This window comes from Pseudomonas sp. KH_017, from assembly GCF_057840285.1.
This window is the reverse complement of record NZ_CM174509.1, coordinates 5724710-5749404: the sequence shown is the minus strand read 5'-3', so window position 1 is coordinate 5749404 and position 24695 is coordinate 5724710. Positions and strand designations below refer to the sequence as shown.

Sequence of the window (24695 nt, the reverse complement as noted above, 5' to 3'; positions counted from 1 at the left end):
TTTGCGAGGGCTTTATGGCTCGTACAACACCGATTAATCGCTACCGTAACATTGGTATCGTTGCACACGTGGATGCTGGTAAAACCACCACCACTGAGCGCGTCCTTTTTTACACTGGCAAAAGTCACAAAATGGGCGAGGTGCATGACGGCGCCGCGACCACAGACTGGATGGTGCAGGAGCAGGAGCGTGGTATTACCATTACTTCTGCTGCCATTACCGCCTTCTGGCAGGGTTCTGCGAAGCAGCACAAGGACCAGTACCGTTTCAACGTCATCGATACCCCGGGCCACGTAGACTTCACTATTGAAGTTGAACGTTCCCTGCGCGTACTCGACGGTGCGGTCGTTGTGTTCTGTGGCACTTCCGGCGTTGAGCCTCAGTCCGAAACCGTATGGCGTCAAGCCAACAAGTACGGTGTTCCACGTATCGTTTACGTGAACAAGATGGACCGTGCCGGTGCGAACTTCCTGCGTGTGATCGCTCAGATCAAACAGCGTCTGGGTCACACTCCGGTGCCTATCCAGTTGGCTATCGGTTCCGAAGACAACTTCCAGGGTCAGATCGATCTGATGACCATGGAAGCCGTTTACTGGAACGACGCCGACAAGGGTATGACTCCTCGTCGTGAAGCCATCCCTGCTGAACTGCAGGAACTGGCTGAAGAGTGGCGCAACAACATGGTTGAGGCTGCGGCCGAAGCCAGCGAAGAACTGATGAACAAGTACCTTGAAGGTGAAGAACTCACCATCGAGGAAATCAAGGGTGCTCTGCGTCAGCGTACTATCGCTGGTGAGATCGTTCTGGCTGTTTGCGGTTCTTCCTTCAAGAACAAGGGTGTTCCCCTGGTTCTCGACGCCGTTATCGACTACCTGCCGGCTCCAACCGACATTCCTGCCATCAAGGGTACTGACCCGGATGATGAGGAAAAGCAAATGGAGCGTCATGCAGACGACAACGAGCCGTTCTCGGCTCTGGCGTTCAAGATCGCTACCGACCCATTCGTGGGTACCTTGACTTTCGTCCGTGTTTACTCGGGCGTGTTGGCCTCCGGCGACGGTGTGATCAACTCGGTCAAAGGCAAGAAAGAGCGCGTGGGCCGTATGGTGCAGATGCACGCAAACGCCCGTGAAGAGATCAAGGAAGTACGCGCTGGTGACATCGCGGCCCTGATCGGCATGAAGGACGTCACCACTGGTGAAACCTTGTGCAACGCTGACAAGCCAATCATCCTGGTTCGCATGGACTTCCCGGAGCCGGTTATTTCGGTTGCCGTTGAGCCTAAAACCAAGGATGACCAGGAAAAAATGGGTATCGCTCTGGGCAAACTTGCTCAGGAAGACCCGTCTTTCCGCGTCAAGACTGATGAAGAGACTGGTCAAACGATCATCTCTGGCATGGGCGAGTTGCACCTGGACATCCTGGTTGACCGGATGCGCCGTGAGTTCAACGTCGAAGCCAACATCGGTAAGCCTCAGGTTTCGTATCGTGAACGCATCACGAAGAATTGCGAAATCGAAGGCAAGTTCGTTCGTCAGTCCGGCGGTCGTGGCCAGTTCGGCCATTGCTGGATCCGTTTTGCTCCTGCTGACGAAGGTCAGGAAGGTCTGCAATTCGTGAACGAAGTAGTGGGTGGTGTGGTTCCTAAGGAATACATCCCGGCTATCCAGAAGGGTATCGAAGAGCAGATGAAGAACGGCGTAGTTGCCGGCTATCCGCTGATCGGCCTGAAGGCTACCGTGTTTGATGGTTCTTACCACGACGTCGACTCGAACGAGATGGCGTTTAAGGTGGCTGCTTCCATGGCGACCAAGCAACTGGCCCAGAAGGGCGGTGGTGAGTTGCTCGAGCCGATCATGGCGGTAGAGGTTGTTACGCCTGAAGACTATATGGGTGACGTGATGGGCGACCTTAACCGTCGTCGCGGCATGATTCTGGGTATGGAAGACACGGTCTCCGGTAAGGTGATCCGTGCTGAAGTTCCGTTGGGCGAGATGTTCGGTTATGCGACCGACGTTCGTTCGATGTCCCAGGGTCGCGCAAGCTACTCTATGGAATTCAAAAAATACAATACAGCTCCGTCGCACATCGTCGAAACTGTAACCAAAAAACAAGGCTGATTCAGTCCTTTAGGCAAGGAGTTAATTGTCGTGGCTAAAGAAAAATTTGATCGTTCCCTACCGCACGTCAACGTTGGCACCATCGGTCACGTTGACCACGGTAAAACCACTCTGACCGCAGCTCTGACTCGCGTTTGCTCCGAAGTTTTCGGTTCCGCAATCGTTGATTTCGATAAAATCGACAGCGCTCCAGAAGAAAAAGCTCGTGGTATCACCATCAACACCGCGCACGTCGAGTACAACTCGAAGATCCGTCACTACGCTCACGTTGACTGCCCAGGTCACGCTGACTATGTGAAGAACATGATCACCGGTGCTGCCCAGATGGACGGCGCGATCCTGGTTTGCTCGGCCGCTGATGGTCCGATGCCGCAAACCCGTGAGCACATCCTGCTGTCCCGTCAGGTAGGCGTTCCGTACATCGTGGTTTTCCTGAACAAGGCTGACCTGGTAGACGACGCTGAGCTGCTGGAACTGGTCGAGATGGAAGTTCGCGACCTGCTGTCCACCTACGACTTCCCGGGCGATGACACTCCAATCATCATCGGTTCGGCTCGTATGGCGCTGGAAGGCAAAGACGACAACGAAATGGGCACCACTGCCGTTCGTAAACTGGTTGAAACTCTGGACAGCTACATCCCAGAACCAGAGCGTGCTATCGACAAGCCATTCCTGATGCCAATCGAAGACGTATTCTCGATCTCGGGTCGTGGTACTGTTGTGACTGGTCGTATCGAGCGCGGTATTGTTCGCGTTCAAGATGCACTGGAAATCGTTGGTCTGCGTGACACCACCACCACCACCTGCACTGGTGTTGAAATGTTCCGCAAGCTGCTCGACGAAGGTCGTGCTGGCGAGAACTGCGGCGTTCTGCTGCGTGGTACCAAGCGTGACGACGTTGAGCGTGGCCAGGTTCTGGTTAAGCCGGGTTCGGTTAAGCCGCACACCAAGTTCACCGCAGAAGTTTACGTTCTGAGCAAAGAAGAAGGCGGTCGTCACACTCCGTTCTTCAAAGGCTACCGTCCACAGTTCTACTTCCGTACTACTGACGTGACTGGTAACTGCCAGCTGCCAGAAGGCGTTGAAATGGTAATGCCAGGTGATAACATCCAGATGGAAGTTACCCTGATCAAGACCATCGCAATGGAAGACGGCCTGCGTTTCGCTATCCGTGAAGGCGGTCGTACCGTCGGCGCTGGCGTCGTAGCCAAAATCATCGAGTAAGCATCTCTTTTGAGATAGCTTCGATGCTTTGAAAGGCCCCCGCTCAGCGGGGGCTTTTTTATTGGGTTGACACCCATCTGGGGCGTCTATAGAATTGCGCCTCCTTTTAACGGGCGTATTGCGCTCGGTGGGAATAGCAGCCGGAGTCTGAAATCCAATGCAAAATCAGCAAATCCGTATCAGGTTGAAGGCTTTCGACCATCGCCTGATCGACCAATCAACCCAGGAAATCGTGGAAACCGCGAAACGTACTGGTGCTCAAGTGCGTGGTCCAATTCCACTGCCTACCCGTAAAGAGCGGTTCACCGTTCTGGTCTCCCCGCACGTCAACAAAGACGCGCGTGACCAGTACGAGATCCGTACTCATAAGCGCGTTCTGGACATCGTCCAGCCAACGGATAAAACCGTTGATGCTCTTATGAAGCTTGATCTTGCGGCCGGTGTGGAAGTGCAGATCAGCCTCGGCTAAGACTCGGTCTTAGTCGTGTAACGCTCTGAAATGGGCGGCCATAGCGGGTGAAAGCCCCGTACACTCATGAGGTTTACAACATGACTATTGGTGTAGTCGGTCGTAAATGCGGTATGACCCGTATTTTCACCGAAGAAGGTGTCTCCATTCCGGTCACGGTCATTGAGATCGAACCGAATCGCGTCACCCAGTTCAAAACTGAAGAGACCGATGGCTATCGTGCAGTGCAAGTCACTGTCGGCGAGCGTCGTGCTTCGCGTGTAACAGCAGCTCAGGCTGGCCACTTCGCTAAAGCGAACGTTGCCGCTGGTCGTACCGTAATGGAATTCCGCCTTGAAGAAGGCGAGTACCAGGCCGGCGATCTGATCAACGCTGAAATCTTCGCCGCTGGTCAACTGGTTGATGTAACCGGTCAGTCCAAGGGTAAAGGCTTCCAGGGTACGATCAAGCGTTGGAATTTCCGCGGGCAAGATAACACCCACGGTAACTCCGTATCCCACCGCGTTCCAGGCTCTATCGGCCAGTGCCAGACTCCTGGTCGTGTATTCAAGGGCAAAAAAATGTCCGGTCATATGGGCGCTGAGCGCGTGACCGTGCAGTCCCTCGAAGTAGTGCGCGTGGACGCTGAACGCAATCTGTTGTTGGTCAAGGGCGCTGTTCCTGGCGCTACTGGCGGCAACTTGGTTGTACGTCCAGCAGCCAAGGCTCGCGGTTAAGGGGAAGCTGACATGCAATTAAATGTAAATGACGCTCAAGCGATCGAAGTTTCCGAACTGACATTTGGCGGCGAATTCAACGAGACGCTGGTTCACCAAGCAGTCGTAGCCTACATGGCTGGCGGTCGTCAGGGTTCCAAGCAGCAAAAGACCCGTTCCGACGTTCGTGGTGGCGGTAAGCGCCCATGGCGTCAGAAAGGTACTGGCCGTGCTCGTGCCGGTACTATCCGTAGCCCAATCTGGCGTGGCGGCGGTACCACTTTCGCAGCTCGTCCTCAGGATCACTCCCAGAAGCTGAACAAGAAGATGTATCGCGCAGCAATGCGTTCCATCCTTGCTGAGCTGGTGCGTACTGATCGTCTGGTCGTGGTTCAGGATTTCGCCGTTGAAACGCCGAAAACCAAAGACCTGCTGGGCAAACTGAACAACATGAGCCTGACCGACGTTCTGATCGTGTCCGACGCTGTTGATCAGAACCTGTACCTGGCTGCTCGTAACCTGCCACACGTAGATGTGCGTGACGTGCAAGGTTCCGATCCAGTTAGTCTGATCGCATACGACAAGGTGTTGATCACCGTGTCGGCCGTGAAGAAATTCGAGGAGCTGCTGGGATGAACCAGGAACGCGTATTTAAAGTTCTGCTTGGCCCGCACGTTTCCGAGAAGGCTACGGTTCTGGCAGACAAGAAAGGCCAGTTCGTTTTCAAGGTTGCTACCGACGCAACCAAGCTGGAAATCAAGAAGGCCGTCGAAAGCCTGTTCAGCGTGAAAGTAGAGCGTGTTACTACCCTGAATGTTCTGGGTAAGAGCAAGCGCACTGCTCGCGGTCTGGGCAAGCGTAATGACTGGAAGAAGGCAGTTATCTCCCTTCAGCCAGGCCAAGATCTCGATTTCAGCAGCAGTGCTGAGTAAGGAAGGGGTGCATCATGGCAATCGTTAAATGCAAACCGACTTCCCCTGGCCGCCGTTTTGTGGTCAAGGTGGTCAACCAGGAGCTGCATAAAGGCGCTCCTCACGCACCGCTGCTCGAGAAGAAATCGAAGACTGGTGGTCGTAACAACAATGGCCGTATTACCACTCGTCACATCGGTGGTGGTCATAAGCAGCATTATCGTCTGGTCGACTTCCGTCGCAACGACAAAGATGGCATCTCTGCCACTGTCGAGCGTATCGAATACGATCCAAACCGTACTGCTCACATCGCTCTGCTGCTGTACGCAGATGGCGAGCGTCGCTACATCATCGCCCCTAAAGGCGTGAGCGCTGGCGACCAGCTGATCGCAGGTGCCCTGGCACCGATCAAGCCGGGCAACGCTCTGCAACTGCGCAACATTCCAGTTGGTAGCACCGTACACGGCATCGAATTGAAGCCAGGTAAAGGCGCTCAGATCGCTCGTTCCGCTGGTGCTTCGGCTCAGCTGATCGCTCGTGAAGGCGTGTACGTTACCCTGCGTCTGCGTTCCGGTGAAATGCGTAAAGTCCTGGCTGAATGCCGTGCGACCCTGGGCGAAGTCTCGAACTCCGAGCACAGCCTGCGTTCGCTGGGTAAAGCTGGTGCCAAACGCTGGCGTGGCGTTCGCCCAACCGTTCGTGGTGTTGCCATGAACCCGGTTGACCACCCACATGGTGGTGGTGAAGGTCGTACCTCTGGTGGTCGTCATCCGGTATCGCCATGGGGCTTCCCGACTAAGGGCGCGAAGACTCGTGGTAATAAGCGTACCGACAAAATGATCGTCCGTCGTCGCAAGTAAATAGAGGGATACGACAGTGCCACGTTCTCTGAAAAAAGGTCCTTTTATCGATCTTCACCTACTGAAGAAGATCGAAGTGGCGGCGGAAAAGAACGATCGCAAACCGGTGAAAACCTGGTCGCGTCGTTCGATGATCCTGCCACAAATGGTCGGTCTGACCATCGCAGTACACAACGGTCGTCAGCACGTCCCAGTTCTCGTGAACGAAGACATGGTCGGCCACAAACTGGGCGAGTTCGCCGGTACCCGCACTTATCGCGGGCACGTGGCAGACAAGAAAGCCAAGCGTTAAGGGGTTAGGAAATGGAAGTAGCCGCTAAGTTGTCGGGCGCTCGAATCTCCGCCCAGAAAGCCCGCTTGGTCGCCGACCAGATCCGCGGGAAGAAGGTGGGCGAAGCGCTCAACCTGTTGGCTTTCAGCAGTAAGAAAGCCGCCGAGATCATGAAGAAAGTGCTGGAGTCGGCCGTAGCCAACGCCGAGCATAACGAAGGCGCAGACGTTGATGACCTGAAGGTCAGCACCGTTTTCGTCAACGAAGGGCGTTCGCTGAAGCGCATCATGCCACGTGCCAAAGGCCGTGCTGATCGCATCGTCAAGCGGTCTTGCCATATCACTGTCAAGGTTGCTGACAAGTAACGGAGTCGAAGAGATGGGTCAGAAAGTACATCCCATTGGCATTCGCCTGGGAATCGTCAAGGAGCACACCTCCGTCTGGTACGCAGACGGTCGGACTTATGCGGACTATTTGCTCGCAGATCTGAAGGTGCGTGAGTATCTCCAAGACAAACTAAAAAGCGCGTCCGTAAGCCGTATCGATATCCATCGTCCGGCCCAAACTGCACGTATCACCATCCACACCGCTCGTCCAGGTATCGTTATCGGGAAGAAAGGTGAAGATGTTGAGAAACTGCGTCAGGACCTGACCAAGCAAATGGGTGTGCCTGTGCACATCAATATCGAAGAGATCCGCAAGCCGGAGCTCGACGGTATGCTGGTTGCGCAGAGCGTAGCTCAGCAGCTGGAGCGTCGTGTAATGTTCCGTCGCGCTATGAAGCGCGCCGTACAGAACGCCATGCGCATTGGTGCCAAAGGCATCAAAATCCAAGTGAGCGGTCGTCTCGGCGGTGCTGAAATCGCACGTACTGAATGGTATCGCGAAGGTCGTGTGCCATTGCACACCCTGCGTGCCGACATCGACTATGCCAACTACGAAGCTCACACCACTTACGGTGTGATCGGTGTAAAGGTTTGGATCTTCAAAGGCGAAGTAATTGGTGGTCGCCAAGAAGAACTGAAACCACAAGCACCAGCGCCTCGTAAAAAAGCTGCTAAGTAAGGGGTACGCCAAATGTTGCAACCAAAGCGTACGAAGTTCCGCAAGCAAATGACTGGTCACAACCGTGGCCTGGCATTGCGCGGTAGCAAAGTCAGCTTCGGCGAGTTCGCGCTGAAGTCTGTTGCTCGTGGTCGTCTCACCGCTCGTCAGATCGAGTCAGCGCGTCGTGCTCTGACCCGTCACGTAAAACGTGGCGGCAAGATCTGGATCCGTGTATTCCCGGACAAGCCTATTTCCAAGAAGCCACTCGAAGTTCGGATGGGTAAAGGTAAGGGTAACGTCGAATACTGGGTTGCCCAGATTCAGCCAGGCAAAGTCCTGTATGAAATCGAGGGTGTTTCTGAAGAGCTGGCGCGTGAGGCTTTCGCCCTGGCTGCTGCAAAGCTGCCGCTCGCCACCTCCTTTGTTAAACGGACGGTGATGTGATGAAAGCGAATGAACTTCGTGAAAAATCCGCACAGCAGCTGAACGAGCAACTGCTCGGCTTGCTGCGCGACCAGTTCAATCTGCGTATGCAGAAAGCAACTGGCCAGTTGGGGCAGTCTCATCTGCTCTCGCAAGTTAAGCGTGACATCGCTCGCGTGAAGACTGTGCTCAACCAGCAGGCAGGTAAGTAATCATGGCTGAAGCCGAAAAAACTGTCCGTACGCTGACTGGCCGTGTTGTCAGCGACAAGATGGACAAAACCATCACCGTTCTGATCGAGCGTCGCGTTAAGCACCCGATCTACGGTAAATACGTTAAGCGTTCGACTAAGCTGCACGCGCACGACGAAACCAATCAGTGCCACATCGGCGACAAAGTCACTATTCGTGAAACTCGTCCTTTGGCCAAGACCAAGTCTTGGGCGCTGGTTGATGTTCTCGAACGCGCTGTGGAAGTCTAAGGACTAGGGGTCGGAGAAATTATATGATTCAGACTCAATCCATGCTCGATGTGGCCGATAACAGCGGCGCTCGCCGCGTTATGTGCATCAAGGTGCTGGGTGGCTCCCATCGTCGTTACGCTGGTATCGGTGACATCATCAAAGTTACCGTCAAGGAAGCAATTCCTCGCGGTAAAGTGAAAAAAGGCCAAGTGATGACTGCTGTTGTAGTCCGCACTCGTCACGGCGTACGTCGTGCTGATGGCTCCATTATCCGCTTTGATGGCAACGCTGCTGTTCTGTTGAACAACAAGCAAGAGCCGATCGGCACCCGTATCTTTGGGCCAGTGACCCGTGAACTTCGTACTGAGAAGTTCATGAAGATCGTCTCGCTCGCCCCAGAAGTGCTGTAAGGAGATCCGACATGCAAAAGATTCGTCGTGACGACGAGATCATCGTGATCGCCGGCAAAGACAAAGGTAAGCGCGGTAAGGTGCTTAAGGTTCTCGCTAACAACCGTTTGGTTATTGGTGGTCTGAACCTGGTCAAGCGTCATACCAAGCCTAACCCGATGTCGGGCGTGCAGGGCGGTATCGTCGAAAAAGAAGCTCCACTGGATGCTTCTAACGTCGCCATTTTCAACGGCGAAACCAACAAGGCTGACCGCGTTGGTTTCAAAGTAGAAGACGGCAAGAAAATTCGTGTCTTCAAGTCGACCCAAAAAGCGGTTGATGCTTGAACACTGCTAGGTAGATGAGACCATGGCACGACTAAAAGAGATTTACCGGAAGGAAATTGCTCCGAAACTTAAGGAAGAACTTAAGCTTTCGAACGTGATGGAAGTTCCGCGCGTTACCAAAATCACCCTGAACATGGGTCTGGGCGAAGCGATCGGCGACAAAAAAGTCATCGAGCACGCTGTTGCTGACCTGGAAAAGATCACCGGCCAGAAAGTCGTTGTGACCTACGCTCGCAAATCCATCGCTGGCTTTAAAGTCCGTGAAGGTTGGCCGATCGGCGTCAAAGTGACCCTGCGCCGTGAGCGTATGTACGAGTTCCTGGATCGTCTGCTGTCGATCTCCCTGCCTCGGGTTCGCGACTTCCGCGGCCTGAATGCCAAGTCCTTCGATGGTCGTGGCAACTACAGCATGGGCGTGAAAGAGCAGATCATCTTCCCGGAAATCGACTACGACAAGATCGATGCTCTCCGCGGTCTGGACATCACCCTGACCACCACTGCCAAGAACGATGATGAAGGCCGCGCTCTGCTGCGTGCGTTCAAATTCCCGTTCCGCAACTGATTGGAGTAGGACCATGGCCAAGATGAGCATGAAAAACCGCGAGCTGAAGCGTCAGCTCACGGTTGCCAAGTACGCCAAGAAGCGTGCAGCACTGAAAGCTATCATCGTTGATCTGAACGCAAGTCCAGAAGCGCGTTGGGAAGCTACAGTAGCCCTGCAGAAGCAGCCACGTGACGCAAGCGCTTCGCGCATGCGTAACCGCTGCCGCCTGACCGGTCGTCCACACGGCGTTTACCGCAAGTTCGGCCTCGGCCGTAACAAGCTGCGTGAAGCTGCCATGCGTGGTGACGTACCGGGTCTGGTTAAAGCCAGCTGGTAAGTACTGTCAAAGTCTCGGTGTCCAGGATCGCAAGATCCTGACCACCGGTGGCCTTGAATCTGAATCAAGCCCCTTTTGGGGCTTGATTCATTTCTGGGGTGTGTCTAGAATACCCGGCTCGCCTGAGCCCGTGTTTTTCATGCTCGGAGATTCTCGGCGACACGTAATAGCCGCAAGGCTAATTTTTTTGTATTAGGAGCGTCTAGCCCATGAGTATGCAGGACCCGTTAGCGGACATGCTAACTCGTATCCGTAATGCCCAGATGGCTGAAAAGTCCGTCGTAAGCATGCCATCTTCCACGTTGAAGGTAGCTGTTGCCAAAGTCCTGAAGGACGAAGGTTACATTGCGGGTTATCAGATCAGCAGCGAAATCAAACCACTGCTGTCCATCGAGCTGAAGTACTTCGAAGGCCGTCCGGTTATCGAAGAAGTGAAGCGCGTTAGCCGTCCAGGCCTGCGTCAGTACAAGTCCGTCGATGATCTGCCAAAAGTTCGTGGCGGTCTCGGTGTGTCTATCGTCTCCACCAACAAGGGTGTGATGACTGATCGTGCTGCGCGCGCTGCCGGTGTCGGCGGCGAAGTTCTTTGCACTGTGTTCTAAGGGGGGATAAGCATGTCTCGCGTCGCTAAGAACCCCGTTAAGCTGCCAGCCGGTGTCGAAGTAAAATTCGCAGGCCAACAGCTTTCGGTGAAGGGTGCCAAGGGCACTCTCGAACTGAACATCCATTCGTCCGTTGAGATCGTTGAAGAAGCTGGTGAGCTGCGTTTCGCTGCTCGCAATGGTGATCAACAAACTCGCGCAATGGCTGGTACCACTCGTGCGTTGGTAAACAACATGGTCCAAGGCGTAAGCCAAGGCTTCGAGCGAAAGCTCCAGCTGGTCGGTGTTGGTTACAAAGCGCAAGCAAAAGGCACAGTGCTGAACCTGGCTCTTGGCTTCTCGCACCCAGTGGATTACGAACTGCCGGAAGGCATCACCGCTGAGACTCCTAGCCAGACCGATATCCTGATCAAGGGCATCGACAAGCAGCTGGTAGGTCAAGTGGCCGCCGAGATCCGCGACTTCCGTCCACCAGAGCCGTACAAAGGCAAAGGTGTGCGCTACGCGGACGAAGTCGTCCGTCGTAAAGAAGCCAAGAAGAAGTAGGGCATAGCAAATGACCGACAAAAAAGTTACTCGACTGCGTCGCGCTCGCAAAGCACGCCTGAAAATGCACGAACTCGAAGTCGTGCGTCTCTGCGTGTTCCGCTCTTCGCAGCACATCTACGCCCAGGTCATTTCGGCCGACGGCAACAAAGTCCTGGCAAGCGCCTCGACTTTGGATAAAGAACTGCGTGATGGTGCCACCGGCAACATCGACGCGGCCACTAAGGTTGGCCAGCTGGTCGCTACGCGTGCTAAGGCCGCTGGCGTCTCGCAAGTGGCTTTCGACCGCTCTGGCTTCAAGTACCACGGCCGCGTTAAAGCGCTGGCTGATGCTGCTCGTGAAGCTGGGCTGGAGTTCTAAGTTATGTCAAATAACGACCAAAAGCGCGACGAAGGCTACATCGAGAAGCTGGTTCAAGTTAACCGCGTAGCCAAAACCGTTAAAGGCGGCCGTATCTTCACTTTCACCGCGTTGACCGTGGTTGGTGATGGTAAGGGCCGTGTTGGCTTCGGCCGTGGCAAGTCGCGTGAAGTGCCTGCTGCGATCCAGAAGGCAATGGAAGCTGCTCGCCGCAACATGATCCAGGTTGATCTGAACGGCACCACTCTGCAGTACGCAATGAAGTCCGCTCACGGCGCTTCGAAGGTGTACATGCAGCCTGCTTCTGAGGGTACCGGTATCATCGCTGGCGGCGCTATGCGTGCTGTCCTCGAAGTTGCTGGCGTTCAGAACGTTCTGGCCAAGTGCTACGGCTCGACTAACCCGGTAAACGTGGTTCACGCCACTTTCAAGGGTTTGAAAGCAATGCAGTCTCCTGAATCCATTGCCGCCAAGCGTGGCAAAAGCGTCAAGGAGATCTTCTGATCATGGCTACCGTAAAAGTAACGCTGATCAAAAGCATGACCGGCCGCATCCCTAACCACAAACTGTGCGTTAAGGGTCTGGGTCTGCGTCGCATCGGTCACACTGTAGAAGTCCAGGATACTCCCGAGAATCGCGGGATGATCAACAAGGCTTACTACATGCTGCGTGTCGAGGGTTAATCGATGAAACTCAATGATCTGAGTCCAGCGCCGGGTTCCCGTCGCGAAAAGCATCGTCCGGGCCGTGGTATCGGTAGCGGTTTGGGTAAGACTGGTGGCCGTGGTCACAAAGGTCAGACCTCCCGCTCCGGTGGCACCATTGCTCCAGGCTTTGAAGGCGGTCAACAGCCGCTGCATCGTCGCCTGCCGAAGTTCGGTTTCGTTTCCCTGAAGGCCATGGACCGCGCAGAAGTGCGTCTGTCCGAGCTGGCTAAAGTGGAAGGCGACATCGTCACCGTGCAGTCCCTGAAAGATGCCAACGTGATCAACGTCAACGTACAGCGTGTGAAAATCATGCTGTCCGGTGAAGTGACTCGCGCTGTCACTATCGGCAAGGGAATCGGCGCCACCAAAGGTGCGCGTGCGGCTATCGAAGCAGCTGGCGGCAAGTTCGAGGAATAAATGGCTAAGCAAGGTGCTCTCTCTGCGCTCGGCAAAGGCGGTATGTCTGAACTCTGGGCTCGTCTGCGTTTTCTGTTCCTGGCGATTATCGTCTACCGAATAGGCGCACACATCCCGGTTCCAGGTATCAACCCGGACCGACTCGCGGACCTGTTTCGACAGAATGAGGGGACCATTCTTAGCTTGTTCAACATGTTTTCCGGCGGCGCGCTGGAGCGGATGAGCATCTTTGCACTGGGGATCATGCCGTACATCTCGGCATCGATCATCATGCAACTGATGACCGCCGTCAGCCCGCAGCTGGAGCAGTTGAAGAAGGAAGGTGAAGCTGGCCGTCGCAAGATCAGCCAGTACACCCGCTACGGCACTGTCGTCCTCGCTCTCGTCCAGGCCATTGGCATGTCCATTGGTCTGGCGGGGCAGGGCGTTGCGTTCACTGGTGACTTTGGCTTCCATTTCGTCGCGGTATCCACGTTTGTGGCTGGTGCGATGTTCATGATGTGGCTGGGTGAGCAGATTACTGAGCGTGGTGTTGGCAACGGTATCTCGATGTTGATTTTTTCGGGTATCGTCGCCGGTCTTCCGAGAGCGATCGGGCAGTCTTTCGAGTCTGCACGTCAGGGTGATATCAACATCTTCGCCCTGGTTGCCATCGGTTTGCTGGCAGTAGCGATTATCGGTTTCGTGGTGTTCATTGAGCGTGGTCAGCGTCGTATTGCTGTTCACTACGCCAAGCGTCAGCAGGGCCGCAAGGTCTTCGCTGCGCAGACCAGCCACTTGCCGCTGAAGGTGAACATGGCCGGTGTTATTCCGGCTATTTTCGCGAGCAGCATTTTGCTGTTCCCGGCTTCGTTGGGTGCCTGGTTCGGTCAGTCTGAAGGTATGGGCTGGTTGCAGGACATCTCGCAGTCGATCGCTCCTGGTCAGCCGTTGAATATTCTGCTGTTTAGTGCAGGGATTATTTTCTTCTGCTTCTTCTATACGGCGTTGATGTTCAATCCGAAAGACGTAGCGGAAAACCTGAAGAAGTCCGGTGCCTTTATTCCGGGCATCCGTCCAGGTGAGCAGTCTGCGCGCTACATTGATGGCGTTCTGACTCGCTTGACCATGTTCGGTGCTCTTTACATGACGGCCGTCTGCCTGTTGCCCCAGTTCCTGGTGGTTGCAGCCAACGTACCGTTCTACCTTGGCGGGACCTCGTTGCTGATCGTCGTCGTGGTTGTGATGGACTTCATGTCCCAAGTACAATCGCACCTCGTTTCGCACCAGTACGAATCCCTGATGAAGAAAGCCAACCTGAAGGGTTACGGCAGCGGCATGCTGCGCTGACCCATAAGGTTCGAGGAGTTGGTGATGAAAGTTCGTGCATCGGTGAAAAAGCTGTGCCGTAACTGCAAGATTATTCGCCGCGAAGGTGTTGTTCGAGTAATTTGCAGCGCGGAACCGCGTCACAAACAGCGCCAAGGCTGAGTGTGATTGTGCTTCAAGCCCGGCAGCTAGTGCGCTGCCGGGTTGATTATTTGTTATTACAGCGATATTATCTCGCGCCCTATTTCTTGGCTTCCGGGGCGTAGGTAGCTGTCAATTGGAGTCCCACTGAATGGCCCGTATTGCAGGCGTTAACATTCCAGATAACAAGCATACTGTTATCTCGCTGACCTACATCTATGGTGTCGGTCGCACTACTGCACAGAAAATTTGTGCAGAGACTGGGGTAAACCCAGCAGCAAAGATCAAAGATCTGAGCGACGAGCAAATTGAACAGCTGCGTGGCGAAGTGGCGAAGTTCACCACTGAAGGTGACCTGCGTCGCGAAATCAACATGAAAATCAAGCGCTTGATGGACCTCGGTTGCTATCGCGGTCTGCGTCATCGTCGCGGTCTTCCAGTACGCGGTCAGCGTACCAAGACCAACGCGCGTACCCGTAAAGGTCCGCGTAAGCCGATCCGCAAGTAATCGCCCCAGCGAATCGACAGGAATTTAATCATGGCAAAACCTGCTGCTCGTCCTCGTAAAAAAGTTAAAAAGACAGTGGTTGATGGCATCGCCCACATCCATGCATCTTTTAACAACACCATCGTGACCATCACCGACCGTCAAGGTAACGCTCTTTCCTGGGCTACCTCCGGTGGTTCGGGTTTCCGCGGTTCCCGCAAGTCCACCCCGTTCGCTGCTCAAGTAGCTGCTGAACGTGCTGGTCAAGCTGCGCTGGAATACGGCCTGAAAAACCTCGACGTCAACGTCAAAGGTCCAGGTCCAGGTCGTGAATCCGCAGTCCGCGCTTTGAACGGCTGTGGCTACAAGATCGCCAGCATCACCGACGTGACGCCAATCCCGCACAACGGGTGCCGTCCGCCGAAGAAGCGCCGCGTGTAATCCAGGAGATTGTAAAGAATGGCTCGTTACATTGGTCCAAAATGCAAACTCGCTCGTCGCGAAGGCACCGATCTCTTCCTGAAGAGCGGCGTGCGCGCGATCGAATCGAAGTGCAACATTGAAGCAGCACCTGGTATCCACGGCCAACGCCGCGGTCGCCAGTCCGACTACGGCACCCAACTGCGTGAAAAGCAGAAGGTCCGTCGTATCTACGGCGTTCTCGAGCGTCAATTCAGCGGCTACTACAAAGAAGCTGCTGGCAAGAAAGGTGCAACCGGTGAAAACCTGCTGCAACTGCTCGAATGCCGTCTGGACAACGTTGTATACCGTATGGGCTTTGGTTCGACTCGTGCCGAATCCCGTCAGCTGGTATCGCACAAGTCGATCAGCGTAAACGGTCAGACCGTTAACGTTCCGTCCTACCAGGTTCGTGCTGGTGACGTGGTCGCTGTTCGCGAGAAAGCAAAAAATCAACTTCGCATTGTCCAAGCTCTCGATCTGTGTGCCCAACGTGGCCGCGTAGAATGGGTAGAAGTAGACACTGAGAAGAAGTCGGGCGTTTTCAAGAACGTTCCAGCTCGCAGTGATCTGTCCGCCGACATCAACGAAAGCCTGATTGTCGAGCTCTACTCCAAGTAAGGGCTAGAAAATAGGTGCATCCATGCAGATTTCGGTAAATGAGTTCCTGACACCCCGCCACATTGATGTGCAGGTTGTCAGTCCAACCCGCGCCAAGATCACTCTCGAGCCTCTCGAGCGTGGCTTTGGCCATACCCTGGGCAACGCGCTGCGCCGCATCCTGTTGTCCTCAATGCCCGGCTGTGCAGTAGTCGAGGCCGAGATTGACGGTGTGCTCCACGAGTACAGCGCCATCGAAGGTGTACAGGAAGACGTAATTGAAATCCTGTTGAACCTTAAAGGTCTGGCTATCAAGCTGCACGGTCGTGACGAAGTTACGCTGACCTTGTCGAAGAAGGGTTCGGGGGTGGTTACCGCTGCCGATATTCAGCTGGATCATGATGTCGAGATCGTTAATCCCGATCACGTAATCGCTAACCTGGCGTCTAACGGCGCCCTGAACATGAAGCTCGTAGTAGCTCGTGGTCGTGGTTATGAACCGGCAGATTCGCGTCAGAGCGATGAAGACGAAAGCCGCAGCATCGGTCGCTTGCAGCTTGACTCTTCGTTCAGCCCGGTTCGCCGTATCGCATACGTGGTGGAAAACGCCCGTGTCGAGCAGCGTACTAACCTGGACAAGCTGGTTATTGATCTGGAAACCAACGGTACTCTGGATCCTGAAGAGGCAATTCGCCGCGCTGCAACCATCCTGCAACAGCAGTTGGCTGCGTTCGTCGACCTCAAGGGTGACAGTGAGCCAGTGGTTGTCGAGCAGGAAGACGAGATCGATCCGATCCTGCTTCGCCCGGTTGACGATCTGGAACTGACTGTACGTTCGGCTAACTGCCTTAAGGCGGAAAACATCTACTACATCGGCGACCTGATTCAGCGTACCGAAGTAGAGCTGTTGAAGACTCCGAACCTGGGCAAGAAATCCTTGACTGAAATCAAGGACGTTCTGGCCTCCCGCGGTCTGTCCCTCGGCATGCGCCTCGACAACTGGCCGCCTGCAAGTCTTAAGAAGGACGACAAGGCGACTGCCTGATCGTCGTAATCACCGAACGTAGTGTTTGGTAAGGAATGAACCATGCGTCATCGTAAAAGTGGTCGTCACCTGAGCCGCACCAGCTCGCACCGCAAGGCCATGTTCCAAAACATGGCGGTGTCGCTGTTCGAGCACGAGCTGATCAAAACTACTCTGCCAAAAGCTAAAGAACTGCGCCGCGTTGCCGAGCCGCTGATCACTTTGGCCAAGATAGATAGCGTTGCTAACCGCCGTCTGGCTTTCGACCGTACTCGTTCGAAAGCTATCGTTGGTAAGCTCTTCAACGACCTGGGCAAGCGTTACGCTACCCGTGAGGGTGGCTACCTGCGCATCCTCAAGTGCGGTTTCCGCGCTGGCGACAACGCGCCTATGGCGTACGTCGAGTTGGTTGATCGTGCTACTGCCGGCGAAGCTGTATCTGCCGAGTAAGACGTCAGTCTGAAACAAAGAACCGGGCCTAGTGCCCGGTTTTTTGTGCCTGTAAGAAACGCGCCGTTTGTACAAGCGTCTCCTTCGTCCACGCCGTCATGATGTGATGGGGATGATCATTAGTTTTACTCTATCGATGTCTGCAAGTTAATGAATTTGTAGCTGTCATATTGATGATCAATACTCCTTCTCAGCCGATAGCCGGCAGTTCAAGACCGACAGAGGAAGGAAGATCGCATGAGCCAAAACAAAACGCTTACCACCGCCAGTGGCGCTCCTGTTGCCGATAACCAGAATTCCCGTTCCGCCGGCCCTCGTGGCCCACTGCTGCTCGACGACTTTCACCTGATCGAGAAGCTTGCCCACTTCAACCGTGAAAACATCCCTGAGCGCCGTGTACACGCCAAAGGCTCGGGTGCCTACGGTACGTTCACCGTGACGCGCGATATCACTCAATACACCAGCGCGAAGCTGTTTGAGGCAGTCGGCAAGCAAACCCCGACTTTGCTGCGGTTTTCCACCGTGGGCGGTGAGCGTGGTTCGGCCGATACCGAGCGTGATCCGCGCGGCTTTGCCCTGAAGTTTTACACCGAGGAAGGCAACTGGGACATCGTTGGCAACAACACCCCTGTGTTCTTCATTCGCGATCCGCTGAAGTTTCCGGACTTTATCCACACCCAGAAGCGTTTGCCGCAAAGCAACCTGAAGAGTGCCCAGGCGATGTGGGACTTCTGGTCGCATTCGCCCGAGGCGCTGCACCAGGTCACCATCCTGTTCTCCGACCGGGGTATTCCTGACGGATATCGCCACATGCATGGCTTCGGCAGCCACACTTACAGCCTCATCAACGCTCAAGGTGAGCGTCACTGGGTGAAGTGGCACTACAAGACCAAACAAGGGATCAAGAACCTTGCACCTGCAGAGGCTGCGCGCCTGGCGGGTACTGATGCGGATTACGCCCAGCGCGACTTGTTCAATGCCATCGAACAGGGTGATTTCCCGAAATGGCGTGTGTGCATTCAGATCATGAGCGAGGCTCAGGCGGCGGCGCACTACGAGAACCCCTTTGATGTCACCAAAACCTGGTCGCAGAAAGAGTTTCCACTGATTGAAGTCGGAGAACTGGAGCTCAATCGCAATCCGCAGAACTACTTCGCGGAAGTCGAACAAGCGGCGTTCGGTCCCAGCAACATGGTTCCAGGCGTTGGGCTGTCGCCGGATCGTATGCTGCAAGGCCGGGTCTTCGCCTACGCGGACGCTCATCGCTACCGTGTCGGCACCAATCACCAGCAGTTGCCCGTTAACGCTCCGCGGAGTCCGGTCAACAGTTACCAGCGCGATGGTTCGATGGCTTTTGGCAGCAATGGCGGTGCGACGCCGAACTACGAGCCGAACAGCTACGTCGAGTCGCCGAAGCAGGCGCCTCGTTACGCAGAGCCGGCATTGGCCCTCAGTGGTGCTGCCGATCGTTACGACCACCGTGAAGATACTGATTACTACAGTCACGCCGGCGCGTTGTTTCGCTTGATGTCTGAAGAGCAGAAATCGTTGCTGGTCAGCAACATCGCCGGTGCGATGGCGGGTGTGTCGAGTGATGTGGTCGATCGCCAGCTGCAACATTTCTACAAGGCTGACCCGGCGTATGGAGAAGCAATCGCAAAGCTGCTCAACGTACAGCTTAACGAAGTCTAAATGAGAAGCAGAACCGCCCTTGTTTGGGCGGTTTTTGCGTTATTTCAACCTGTTTTCTCAGAATATCTTCGCTTTTATTGCGTCTTGCGAGTGACGATAAGGGCATGTTGGTTCAAACTACAACTTTCAAGCAGGGAGATGTAGGGCGATGCAAGGCCACCCAGATGTGATCGATTACCTCAACACGTTGCTGACCGGCGAACTGGCCGCGCGTGATCAATATTTCGTCCACTCGCGGATGTATGAGGACTGGGGTTTCACCAAGCTCTACGAACGAATCAACCACGAAATGGAAGAAGAAGCAGGGCACGCTGATGCCTTGATGCGCCGGATTCTGATGCTCGAAGGCACGCCGCGCATGCGTCCGGACGATCTCGATGTCGGCACCACGGTGACCGAGATGCTCGAAGCGGATTTGCGCCTGGAGTACAAGGTGCGGGCTGCGCTGTGCAAGGGCATCAAGCTCTGCGAGCAGCACAAGGACTACGTCAGCCGCGAAATGCTGCGGGTTCAATTGCATGACACCGAAGAAGATCACACCTACTGGCTGGAGAAGCAGTTGGGTCTGATCAAGTTGATCGGGCTTGAGAACTACCTGCAATCCCACACCTGATTGCATAGGGGAAGCCCCAACGTCTTTTGTAGGAGCGAGCTTGCTCGCGAAAAATCTGAAGACGCTGCGTTATCGTTTACGACCTTCGTCGGAACGCCGCCCGGAGCAAGCTCGCTCCTACAGATACAAAAAAAGCCCCTGTCACTGATGAAGTGACAGGGGCTTTTTCATGGGGCGCGGTTAAGCCCGATCGCGTTCCAGCAGCGGCTTGAGGTAGTAACCGGTATGGGATTGCTTCATCTCTGACACTTCTTCCGGTGTGCCGACGGCAATGATCTGCCCGCCCTTGGAACCACCCTCCGGACCCAGGTCCACCAGCCAGTCAGCGGTCTTGATCACGTCCAGGTTGTGTTCGATCACTACCACTGTGTTGCCGTGGTCGCGCAGGCGATGCAACACGTCCAGCAGTTGCTGGATATCCGCGAAGTGCAGCCCGGTGGTGGGTTCATCGAGGATGTACAGGGTCTTGCCGGTATCACGCTTGGACAGCTCGCGGGACAGTTTCACCCGCTGGGCTTCACCGCCGGACAGCGTGGTCGCCGATTGCCCCAGCTTGATGTACGACAGGCCGACGTCCATCAACGTTTGCAGCTTGCGCGCCAGGGCCGGTACGGCATCGAAGAACACCCGTGCTTCCTCGATGGTCATCTCGAGGGTTTCGTGGATGCTCTTGCCCTTGTACTTGATCTCCAGGGTCTCGCGGTTGTAACGCTTGCTCTTGCACACGTCGCACGGCACGTAGATGTCCGGCAGGAAGTGCATCTCGACTTTGATCAGGCCGTCGCCCTGGCAGGCCTCGCAGCGGCCGCCCTTGACGTTGAAGGAGAAGCGCCCCGGCCCGTAGCCCCGGGAGCGGGACTCCGGTACGCCGGCGAACAACTCGCGGATCGGTGTGAACAATCCGGTGTAGGTAGCCGGGTTGGAACGCGGTGTACGGCCAATCGGGCTCTGGTCGATGTCGACGACCTTGTCCAGGTGCTCCAGGCCCTTGATGCTGTCGTGGACGGCCGCTTCAAGGGTAGTGGCGCCATTCAGCGCCGTGGCGCTCAATGGGAACAGGGTGTTGTTGATCAGTGTCGACTTGCCGGAGCCGGACACGCCGGTGACACAGGTCAGCAGGCCGATCGGAATCTCCAGGTCGACATTGCGCAGGTTGTTGCCGCGCGCGCCCTTGAGCGACAGCGACAGCTTCTTGTTGCGCGGTGTGCGTTTAGCCGGAACTTCGATCTTCACCCGCCCGGACAGGTACTTGCCGGTCAGCGAGTCCGGGTGCGCCATGACCTCGGCCGGTGTGCCTTCGGCGACGATATGCCCGCCGTGCACGCCAGCGCCCGGGCCGATGTCCACCACGTAGTCGGCCAGACGGATCGCGTCTTCGTCGTGCTCGACCACGATCACCGTGTTGCCGATATCGCGCAGATGCTTGAGAGTGCCCAGCAGCCGGTCGTTATCGCGCTGATGCAGGCCGATGGAGGGTTCGTCGAGGATGTACAGGACACCCACCAGGCCGGCGCCAATCTGGCTGGCCAGGCGAATACGCTGGGCCTCGCCACCGGACAGGGTGTCCGCGCTGCGATCCAGCGACAGATAGTCGAGGCCGACGTTGACCAGGAACTGCAGGCGCTCGCGGATTTCCTTGAGGATCTTGTCGGCAATTTCGCCACGCCGGCCGGTGAGCTTGAGCCCGCCAAAATATTCGGACGCATCGCCGATCGGCAGGTTGGTCACTGCCGGCAGGGTTTTCTCGCCGACCCACACGTGCCGCGCTTCACGCCGCAGACGGGTGCCACGGCAATCCGGGCACGACTGGGTGCTGAGGAACTTGGCCAGTTCCTCGCGCACCGATGCCGATTCGGTTTCGCGGTAACGGCGTTCCAGGTTCGGCACGATGCCTTCGAACGGGTGCGAGCGTTTGACGATATCGCCACGGTCGTTCAGGTATTTGAAGTCGACGTTTTGCGCGCCGCTGCCGTGCAGGATGAATTTCTGCTGATCAGCCGGCAGTTCGTTGAACGGTACTTCCAGGCTGAACTTGTAGTGCGAGGCCAGCGAGCCAAGCATCTGGAAGTAATAGACGTTGCGCCGGTCCCAGCCACGAATCGCCCCTTCGGCCAGGGTCAGTTCGCCATTGACCAGGCGCTTGATGTCGAAGAACTGCTTCACCCCCAAACCATCACAGGTCGGACAAGCGCCGGCCGGGTTGTTGAAGGAGAACAGCTTGGGTTCCAGTTCGCTGATCGCGTGGCCGCAGATCGGGCAGGCGAAGCGCGCGGAGAAGATCATCTCTTCACCCGGCTCGTCGTCCATCGGCGCCACCAGGGCGATGCCGTCCGCCAGTTTCAGCGCGGTCTCGAAGGATTCGGCCAGGCGTTGTTGCAGGTCGGCGCGAACCTTGAAGCGGTCGACCACGACATCGATGGTGTGTTTTTTCTGCTTGTCGAGCTTGGGTGCTTCGTCCAGCTCATAGAGCTTGCCGTTGATCCGGGCGCGGACGAAGCCCTGTGCGCGCAGCTCTTCGAAAACCGACAGGTGCTCGCCTTTGCGCTCGCGGATGACCGGCGCCAACAGCATCAGCTTGCTGCCCTCCGGTTCGGCGAGGACCAGGTCGACCATCTGGCTGACGGTCTGCGCTTCCAGCGGGATGTCGTGATCCGGGCAACGGGGAATACCCACGCGCGCATACAGCAGGCGCAGGTAGTCGTAGATTTCGGTGATCGTGCCGACCGTCGAGCGCGGGTTGTGCGAGGTCGACTTCTGCTCGATGGAGATCGCCGGCGACAGGCCTTCGATGGTGTCGACGTCGGGCTTTTCCATCATCGACAGGAACTGCCGGGCGTAGGCCGACAGCGATTCGACGTAGCGGCGCTGACCTTCGGCGTACAGGGTGTCGAAAGCCAGAGACGACTTGCCGGAGCCGGACAGGCCGGTGATGACGATCAGCTTGTCCCGTGGCAGGGTCAGGTCGATGTTCTTCAGGTTGTGGGTTCGAGCCCCACGAATCAGGATCTTGTCCAAAGTGGCCTCGCTTGGCGGGCGTCGAAAACGTAGGAGTATACGGCCAAATACTGGATGGATGCACACTATCAAACGAGTGGGCTACTGTCTTACATGAAGAGTGTGTCAGCAATGCGCGTCAAAGCGTCGCGATATACCCTGCCAATCGATGGGACTGGTAGAATCGCCGCCGGTTCACATGAGGTTTTTCCATGCACGATCCCCACAGCGAGCGCATGAGTGGCAGCGAGACCCGCGCGGCAAGCGGTCTGGCCCTGGTGTTCGCCTTCCGTATGCTTGGCATGTTCATGGTGTTGCCGGTACTGGCGACCTATGGGATGGATCTGGCGGGTGCGACCCCGGCCCTGATTGGTCTGGCGATTGGCGCATACGGCCTGACCCAGGCTGTTTTCCAGATTCCGTTCGGTTTCATTTCCGACCGCATCGGTCGCCGTCCGGTGATTTACCTGGGGCTGATTGTCTTTGCCCTCGGCAGCGTGCTGGCGGCCAATGCCGATTCGATCTGGGGCGTGATCGCCGGGCGGATCCTGCAAGGCGCCGGGGCGATTTCCGCAGCGGTCATGGCGTTGCTGTCAGACCTCACGCGCGAGCAGCACCGGACCAAGGCGATGGCCATGATCGGCATGACGATTGGTCTGTCGTTCGCTGTCGCCATGGTCGTAGGACCGTTGCTGACCCGTGCTTTCGGCCTGTCCGGGTTGTTTTTCGCCACGGGCGGCATGGCGCTGCTCGGCATCTTGATCGTGATGTTCATGGTGCCGCGGTCCAACGGGCCGTTGCAGCATCGTGAGTCCGGCGTGGCGCGTCAGGCGCTGATGCCGACGCTCAAGCACCCAGACCTGCTGCGCCTGGACCTGGGCATTTTTGTCTTGCACGCCATGTTGATGTCGAGCTTCGTTGCCTTGCCGCTGGCCTTGGTGGAAAAAGCCGGCCTGCCCAAGGAGCAGCACTGGTGGGTATACCTGACCGCACTGCTGATTTCTTTCTTCGCCATGATCCCGTTCATTATCTACGGCGAGAAGAAACGCAAAATGAAACGAGTTTTACTCGGTGCCGTCGTGACGCTGATGCTCACTGAGCTATTCTTCTGGCAGTTCGGCGACAGCTTGCGGGCTCTGGTGATCGGTACCGTGGTGTTCTTCACCGCGTTCAATCTGCTGGAAGCTTCGTTGCCGTCGCTGATCAGCAAGGTTTCACCGGCAGGCGGCAAGGGCACGGCGATGGGGGTTTATTCCACCAGCCAGTTCCTCGGGTCGGCATTGGGCGGCATTCTTGGCGGCTGGCTGTTCCAGCATGGCGGTCTGTCGGTTGTGTTCCTCGGATGCGCCGGTCTGGCTGCCCTCTGGCTGGCCTTTGCTGTTACCATGCGCGAACCTCCCTACGTCACGAGCCTGCGCTTGCCGTTGTCGCCCGAGGCGATCCGCGAAGCGGGTCTGGTCGAGCGCCTGAAGGCGGTCGTAGGGATAACAGATGCAGTCATCGTCGCAGAAGAGGCGGCGATTTACATCAAACTGGACACCGAACTATTGGATCGCACCACCCTTGAGCGCCTGGTGAACAACCCGGCCGGGGCAGCGTGCGTAGCCTAGGAGAACGTTATGGCCCGTGGGGTTAACAAAGTCATATTGGTCGGCACTTGCGGCCAGGATCCCGAAGTTCGCTACTTGCCTAACGGTAACGCCGTGACCAACCTGAGTCTGGCGACCAGCGAACAGTGGACCGACAAGCAAACCGGTCAGAAAGTCGAAAAGACCGAATGGCACCGTGTGTCGATGTTCGGCAAGGTTGCAGAAATCGCTGGCGAATACCTGCGTAAAGGTTCGCAGGTCTACATCGAAGGCAAGCTGCAGACCCGCGAGTGGGAAAAAGACGGTATCAAGCGTTACACCACTGAAATCGTGGTCGACATGCAAGGCACCATGCAACTGCTGGGCGGCCGTCCACAGGGCGACCAGCAGGGCCAGGGTGGTGGTAACAACTACCAGCAGTCCGCGCCGCGCCAGCAGGCTCCGCGTCCACAGCAGTCGGCACCGCAACAGTCGCGCCCGGCTCCACAGCAGGCAGCTCCTCAGCCGGCTCCGGATTTCGACAGCTTTGATGACGATATCCCGTTCTGATTCTTTCACCAAAGAATAGAACCTGAAAAAGCCCGGCCTCCCTATGGATGCCGGGC

The 24695-nt window shown here is 56.1% G+C and carries 35 protein-coding genes; 34 read left to right on the top strand and 1 reads right to left on the bottom strand.

Annotation, left to right across the window (positions count from 1 at the left end; translation table 11 throughout):
- Positions 1-14 precede the first annotated feature (14 nt).
- The 32 genes from fusA to bfr all read left to right on the top strand — a co-directional run bounded on the left by fusA (position 15) and on the right by bfr (position 19507).
- Positions 15-2120: an elongation factor G gene (gene fusA / locus AC3IT6_RS26255; RefSeq protein WP_007994652.1), complete on the top strand. Its 2106-nt coding sequence runs from the start codon at positions 15-17 to the stop codon at positions 2118-2120.
- A gap of 30 nt (positions 2121-2150) precedes the next feature.
- The gene (gene tuf, locus AC3IT6_RS26250; RefSeq protein ID WP_008053875.1) at positions 2151-3344 is read left to right on the top strand and encodes an elongation factor Tu; all 1194 of its coding nucleotides are present in this window, start codon (positions 2151-2153) and stop codon (positions 3342-3344) included.
- Positions 3345-3501: 157 nt separating this feature from the next.
- Positions 3502-3813, top strand: coding sequence for a 30S ribosomal protein S10 (gene rpsJ / locus AC3IT6_RS26245; RefSeq protein WP_003186070.1), 312 nt, complete (start codon positions 3502-3504; stop codon positions 3811-3813).
- An 80-nt stretch (positions 3814-3893) separates the two neighbouring features.
- Positions 3894-4529 (top strand): 50S ribosomal protein L3, encoded by a 636-nt coding sequence (rplC, locus tag AC3IT6_RS26240; RefSeq protein WP_003186059.1) that lies wholly within the window; start codon positions 3894-3896, stop codon positions 4527-4529.
- A 12-nt stretch (positions 4530-4541) separates the two neighbouring features.
- Complete coding sequence (rplD, locus tag AC3IT6_RS26235) at positions 4542-5144, top strand: 50S ribosomal protein L4 (protein ID WP_003228735.1); 603 nt, start codon at positions 4542-4544, stop codon at positions 5142-5144.
- Positions 5141-5440 carry a 50S ribosomal protein L23 gene (gene rplW, locus AC3IT6_RS26230; RefSeq protein WP_002555488.1) on the top strand — a complete coding sequence of 100 codons (300 nt, stop codon included), beginning with the start codon at positions 5141-5143 and terminating at the stop codon, positions 5438-5440. Before rplD ends, rplW begins: the two co-directional genes overlap by 4 nt.
- A gap of 14 nt (positions 5441-5454) precedes the next feature.
- Positions 5455-6279, top strand: a complete 825-nt coding sequence (rplB, locus tag AC3IT6_RS26225) for a 50S ribosomal protein L2 (RefSeq protein WP_003176423.1) — start codon at positions 5455-5457, stop codon at positions 6277-6279.
- Positions 6280-6295: 16 nt separating this feature from the next.
- On the top strand, positions 6296-6571 hold the full coding sequence (rpsS, locus tag AC3IT6_RS26220) for a 30S ribosomal protein S19 (RefSeq protein ID WP_002555486.1): 276 nt from the start codon (positions 6296-6298) through the stop codon (positions 6569-6571).
- An 11-nt stretch (positions 6572-6582) separates the two neighbouring features.
- Positions 6583-6915: a 50S ribosomal protein L22 gene (rplV, locus tag AC3IT6_RS26215; protein ID WP_003103908.1), complete on the top strand. Its 333-nt coding sequence runs from the start codon at positions 6583-6585 to the stop codon at positions 6913-6915.
- 13 nt (positions 6916-6928) lie between these two features.
- Complete coding sequence (rpsC, locus tag AC3IT6_RS26210; protein WP_008065719.1) at positions 6929-7615, top strand: 30S ribosomal protein S3; 687 nt, start codon at positions 6929-6931, stop codon at positions 7613-7615.
- 12 nt (positions 7616-7627) lie between these two features.
- Complete coding sequence (rplP, locus tag AC3IT6_RS26205) at positions 7628-8041, top strand: 50S ribosomal protein L16 (protein ID WP_003228729.1); 414 nt, start codon at positions 7628-7630, stop codon at positions 8039-8041.
- A complete protein-coding gene (rpmC, locus tag AC3IT6_RS26200) occupies positions 8041-8232 on the top strand; it encodes a 50S ribosomal protein L29 (RefSeq protein WP_002555481.1) in 192 nt (63 codons plus the stop codon). The genes rplP and rpmC overlap by 1 nt, the downstream gene beginning before the upstream one ends.
- A 2-nt stretch (positions 8233-8234) precedes the next feature.
- A complete protein-coding gene (gene rpsQ / locus AC3IT6_RS26195) occupies positions 8235-8501 on the top strand; it encodes a 30S ribosomal protein S17 (protein WP_003176419.1) in 267 nt (88 codons plus the stop codon).
- 23 nt (positions 8502-8524) lie between these two features.
- Positions 8525-8893 (top strand): 50S ribosomal protein L14, encoded by a 369-nt coding sequence (gene rplN, locus AC3IT6_RS26190; protein ID WP_002555479.1) that lies wholly within the window; start codon positions 8525-8527, stop codon positions 8891-8893.
- An 11-nt stretch (positions 8894-8904) separates the two neighbouring features.
- Positions 8905-9219 (top strand): 50S ribosomal protein L24, encoded by a 315-nt coding sequence (gene rplX, locus AC3IT6_RS26185; protein ID WP_003176416.1) that lies wholly within the window; start codon positions 8905-8907, stop codon positions 9217-9219.
- A gap of 22 nt (positions 9220-9241) precedes the next feature.
- Positions 9242-9781 carry a 50S ribosomal protein L5 gene (gene rplE / locus AC3IT6_RS26180; protein WP_003210069.1) on the top strand — a complete coding sequence of 180 codons (540 nt, stop codon included), beginning with the start codon at positions 9242-9244 and terminating at the stop codon, positions 9779-9781.
- 13 nt (positions 9782-9794) lie between these two features.
- Complete coding sequence (gene rpsN, locus AC3IT6_RS26175) at positions 9795-10100, top strand: 30S ribosomal protein S14 (RefSeq protein WP_003176414.1); 306 nt, start codon at positions 9795-9797, stop codon at positions 10098-10100.
- A 209-nt stretch (positions 10101-10309) separates the two neighbouring features.
- Positions 10310-10702 (top strand): 30S ribosomal protein S8, encoded by a 393-nt coding sequence (rpsH, locus tag AC3IT6_RS26170; RefSeq protein WP_003186040.1) that lies wholly within the window; start codon positions 10310-10312, stop codon positions 10700-10702.
- 12 nt (positions 10703-10714) lie between these two features.
- Positions 10715-11248 carry a 50S ribosomal protein L6 gene (gene rplF, locus AC3IT6_RS26165; protein WP_003176412.1) on the top strand — a complete coding sequence of 178 codons (534 nt, stop codon included), beginning with the start codon at positions 10715-10717 and terminating at the stop codon, positions 11246-11248.
- Between the two features lie 10 nt (positions 11249-11258).
- A complete protein-coding gene (gene rplR / locus AC3IT6_RS26160; protein WP_003186037.1) occupies positions 11259-11609 on the top strand; it encodes a 50S ribosomal protein L18 in 351 nt (116 codons plus the stop codon).
- A gap of 3 nt (positions 11610-11612) precedes the next feature.
- Positions 11613-12113 carry a 30S ribosomal protein S5 gene (rpsE, locus tag AC3IT6_RS26155; RefSeq protein ID WP_003186035.1) on the top strand — a complete coding sequence of 167 codons (501 nt, stop codon included), beginning with the start codon at positions 11613-11615 and terminating at the stop codon, positions 12111-12113.
- 2 nt (positions 12114-12115) lie between these two features.
- Positions 12116-12292, top strand: a complete 177-nt coding sequence (gene rpmD / locus AC3IT6_RS26150) for a 50S ribosomal protein L30 (protein ID WP_003176408.1) — start codon at positions 12116-12118, stop codon at positions 12290-12292.
- Positions 12293-12295: 3 nt separating this feature from the next.
- On the top strand, positions 12296-12733 hold the full coding sequence (rplO, locus tag AC3IT6_RS26145; protein WP_003228720.1) for a 50S ribosomal protein L15: 438 nt from the start codon (positions 12296-12298) through the stop codon (positions 12731-12733).
- Positions 12734-14062, top strand: coding sequence for a preprotein translocase subunit SecY (gene secY / locus AC3IT6_RS26140; protein ID WP_003228718.1), 1329 nt, complete (start codon positions 12734-12736; stop codon positions 14060-14062).
- A 24-nt stretch (positions 14063-14086) separates the two neighbouring features.
- On the top strand, positions 14087-14203 hold the full coding sequence (gene rpmJ, locus AC3IT6_RS26135) for a 50S ribosomal protein L36 (RefSeq protein ID WP_002555468.1): 117 nt from the start codon (positions 14087-14089) through the stop codon (positions 14201-14203).
- A 130-nt stretch (positions 14204-14333) separates the two neighbouring features.
- Complete coding sequence (gene rpsM, locus AC3IT6_RS26130; protein ID WP_009045849.1) at positions 14334-14690, top strand: 30S ribosomal protein S13; 357 nt, start codon at positions 14334-14336, stop codon at positions 14688-14690.
- A 30-nt stretch (positions 14691-14720) separates the two neighbouring features.
- The gene (gene rpsK / locus AC3IT6_RS26125) at positions 14721-15110 is read left to right on the top strand and encodes a 30S ribosomal protein S11 (protein ID WP_002555466.1); all 390 of its coding nucleotides are present in this window, start codon (positions 14721-14723) and stop codon (positions 15108-15110) included.
- An 18-nt stretch (positions 15111-15128) separates the two neighbouring features.
- Complete coding sequence (gene rpsD, locus AC3IT6_RS26120) at positions 15129-15749, top strand: 30S ribosomal protein S4 (protein WP_003176404.1); 621 nt, start codon at positions 15129-15131, stop codon at positions 15747-15749.
- 22 nt (positions 15750-15771) lie between these two features.
- On the top strand, positions 15772-16773 hold the full coding sequence (locus AC3IT6_RS26115) for a DNA-directed RNA polymerase subunit alpha (protein WP_007970428.1): 1002 nt from the start codon (positions 15772-15774) through the stop codon (positions 16771-16773).
- A gap of 42 nt (positions 16774-16815) precedes the next feature.
- Positions 16816-17202 (top strand): 50S ribosomal protein L17, encoded by a 387-nt coding sequence (gene rplQ / locus AC3IT6_RS26110; RefSeq protein WP_046041617.1) that lies wholly within the window; start codon positions 16816-16818, stop codon positions 17200-17202.
- 237 nt (positions 17203-17439) lie between these two features.
- Positions 17440-18894 carry a catalase gene (locus AC3IT6_RS26105; protein ID WP_489353580.1) on the top strand — a complete coding sequence of 485 codons (1455 nt, stop codon included), beginning with the start codon at positions 17440-17442 and terminating at the stop codon, positions 18892-18894.
- Between the two features lie 148 nt (positions 18895-19042).
- Positions 19043-19507 (top strand): bacterioferritin, encoded by a 465-nt coding sequence (bfr, locus tag AC3IT6_RS26100; RefSeq protein ID WP_008053867.1) that lies wholly within the window; start codon positions 19043-19045, stop codon positions 19505-19507.
- 180 nt (positions 19508-19687) lie between these two features.
- Here the strand turns inward: bfr and uvrA are convergent, their stop codons facing one another.
- Positions 19688-22522 (bottom strand): excinuclease ABC subunit UvrA, encoded by a 2835-nt coding sequence (gene uvrA / locus AC3IT6_RS26095; protein WP_489353579.1) that lies wholly within the window; start codon positions 22520-22522, stop codon positions 19688-19690.
- Between the two features lie 191 nt (positions 22523-22713).
- Here uvrA and AC3IT6_RS26090 point away from each other — a divergent pair, with 191 nt between their 5' ends.
- Together AC3IT6_RS26090 and AC3IT6_RS26085 are read left to right on the top strand one after the other, a co-directional pair.
- Entirely contained in the window at positions 22714-24111 is a 1398-nt protein-coding gene (locus AC3IT6_RS26090) for an MFS transporter (RefSeq protein ID WP_489353578.1), read from the top strand.
- A 9-nt stretch (positions 24112-24120) separates the two neighbouring features.
- Complete coding sequence (locus AC3IT6_RS26085; protein ID WP_007984430.1) at positions 24121-24639, top strand: single-stranded DNA-binding protein; 519 nt, start codon at positions 24121-24123, stop codon at positions 24637-24639.
- Positions 24640-24695 lie beyond the last annotated feature (56 nt).

Bases quoted from the DNA above. Each gene is read 5' to 3' on its own strand.
- fusA (WP_007994652.1), top strand. From the start codon at position 15: ATGGCTCGTACAACACCGATTAATCGCTACCGTAACATTGGTATCGTT.
- rpsJ (WP_003186070.1), top strand. From the start codon at position 3,502: ATGCAAAATCAGCAAATCCGTATCAGGTTGAAGGCTTTCGACCATCGC.
- rplC (WP_003186059.1), top strand. From the start codon at position 3,894: ATGACTATTGGTGTAGTCGGTCGTAAATGCGGTATGACCCGTATTTTC.
- rplD (WP_003228735.1), top strand. From the start codon at position 4,542: ATGCAATTAAATGTAAATGACGCTCAAGCGATCGAAGTTTCCGAACTG.
- rplW (WP_002555488.1), top strand. From the start codon at position 5,141: ATGAACCAGGAACGCGTATTTAAAGTTCTGCTTGGCCCGCACGTTTCC.
- rplB (WP_003176423.1), top strand. From the start codon at position 5,455: ATGGCAATCGTTAAATGCAAACCGACTTCCCCTGGCCGCCGTTTTGTG.
- rplV (WP_003103908.1), top strand. From the start codon at position 6,583: ATGGAAGTAGCCGCTAAGTTGTCGGGCGCTCGAATCTCCGCCCAGAAA.
- rpsC (WP_008065719.1), top strand. From the start codon at position 6,929: ATGGGTCAGAAAGTACATCCCATTGGCATTCGCCTGGGAATCGTCAAG.
- rplP (WP_003228729.1), top strand. From the start codon at position 7,628: ATGTTGCAACCAAAGCGTACGAAGTTCCGCAAGCAAATGACTGGTCAC.
- rpmC (WP_002555481.1), top strand. From the start codon at position 8,041: ATGAAAGCGAATGAACTTCGTGAAAAATCCGCACAGCAGCTGAACGAG.
- rpsQ (WP_003176419.1), top strand. From the start codon at position 8,235: ATGGCTGAAGCCGAAAAAACTGTCCGTACGCTGACTGGCCGTGTTGTC.
- rplN (WP_002555479.1), top strand. From the start codon at position 8,525: ATGATTCAGACTCAATCCATGCTCGATGTGGCCGATAACAGCGGCGCT.
- rplX (WP_003176416.1), top strand. From the start codon at position 8,905: ATGCAAAAGATTCGTCGTGACGACGAGATCATCGTGATCGCCGGCAAA.
- rplE (WP_003210069.1), top strand. From the start codon at position 9,242: ATGGCACGACTAAAAGAGATTTACCGGAAGGAAATTGCTCCGAAACTT.
- rpsN (WP_003176414.1), top strand. From the start codon at position 9,795: ATGGCCAAGATGAGCATGAAAAACCGCGAGCTGAAGCGTCAGCTCACG.
- rpsH (WP_003186040.1), top strand. From the start codon at position 10,310: ATGAGTATGCAGGACCCGTTAGCGGACATGCTAACTCGTATCCGTAAT.
- rplF (WP_003176412.1), top strand. From the start codon at position 10,715: ATGTCTCGCGTCGCTAAGAACCCCGTTAAGCTGCCAGCCGGTGTCGAA.
- rplR (WP_003186037.1), top strand. From the start codon at position 11,259: ATGACCGACAAAAAAGTTACTCGACTGCGTCGCGCTCGCAAAGCACGC.
- rpsE (WP_003186035.1), top strand. From the start codon at position 11,613: ATGTCAAATAACGACCAAAAGCGCGACGAAGGCTACATCGAGAAGCTG.
- rpmD (WP_003176408.1), top strand. From the start codon at position 12,116: ATGGCTACCGTAAAAGTAACGCTGATCAAAAGCATGACCGGCCGCATC.
- rplO (WP_003228720.1), top strand. From the start codon at position 12,296: ATGAAACTCAATGATCTGAGTCCAGCGCCGGGTTCCCGTCGCGAAAAG.
- secY (WP_003228718.1), top strand. From the start codon at position 12,734: ATGGCTAAGCAAGGTGCTCTCTCTGCGCTCGGCAAAGGCGGTATGTCT.
- rpmJ (WP_002555468.1), top strand. From the start codon at position 14,087: ATGAAAGTTCGTGCATCGGTGAAAAAGCTGTGCCGTAACTGCAAGATT.
- rpsM (WP_009045849.1), top strand. From the start codon at position 14,334: ATGGCCCGTATTGCAGGCGTTAACATTCCAGATAACAAGCATACTGTT.
- rpsK (WP_002555466.1), top strand. From the start codon at position 14,721: ATGGCAAAACCTGCTGCTCGTCCTCGTAAAAAAGTTAAAAAGACAGTG.
- rpsD (WP_003176404.1), top strand. From the start codon at position 15,129: ATGGCTCGTTACATTGGTCCAAAATGCAAACTCGCTCGTCGCGAAGGC.
- AC3IT6_RS26115 (WP_007970428.1), top strand. From the start codon at position 15,772: ATGCAGATTTCGGTAAATGAGTTCCTGACACCCCGCCACATTGATGTG.
- rplQ (WP_046041617.1), top strand. From the start codon at position 16,816: ATGCGTCATCGTAAAAGTGGTCGTCACCTGAGCCGCACCAGCTCGCAC.
- AC3IT6_RS26105 (WP_489353580.1), top strand. From the start codon at position 17,440: ATGAGCCAAAACAAAACGCTTACCACCGCCAGTGGCGCTCCTGTTGCC.
- bfr (WP_008053867.1), top strand. From the start codon at position 19,043: ATGCAAGGCCACCCAGATGTGATCGATTACCTCAACACGTTGCTGACC.
- AC3IT6_RS26090 (WP_489353578.1), top strand. From the start codon at position 22,714: ATGCACGATCCCCACAGCGAGCGCATGAGTGGCAGCGAGACCCGCGCG.
- AC3IT6_RS26085 (WP_007984430.1), top strand. From the start codon at position 24,121: ATGGCCCGTGGGGTTAACAAAGTCATATTGGTCGGCACTTGCGGCCAG.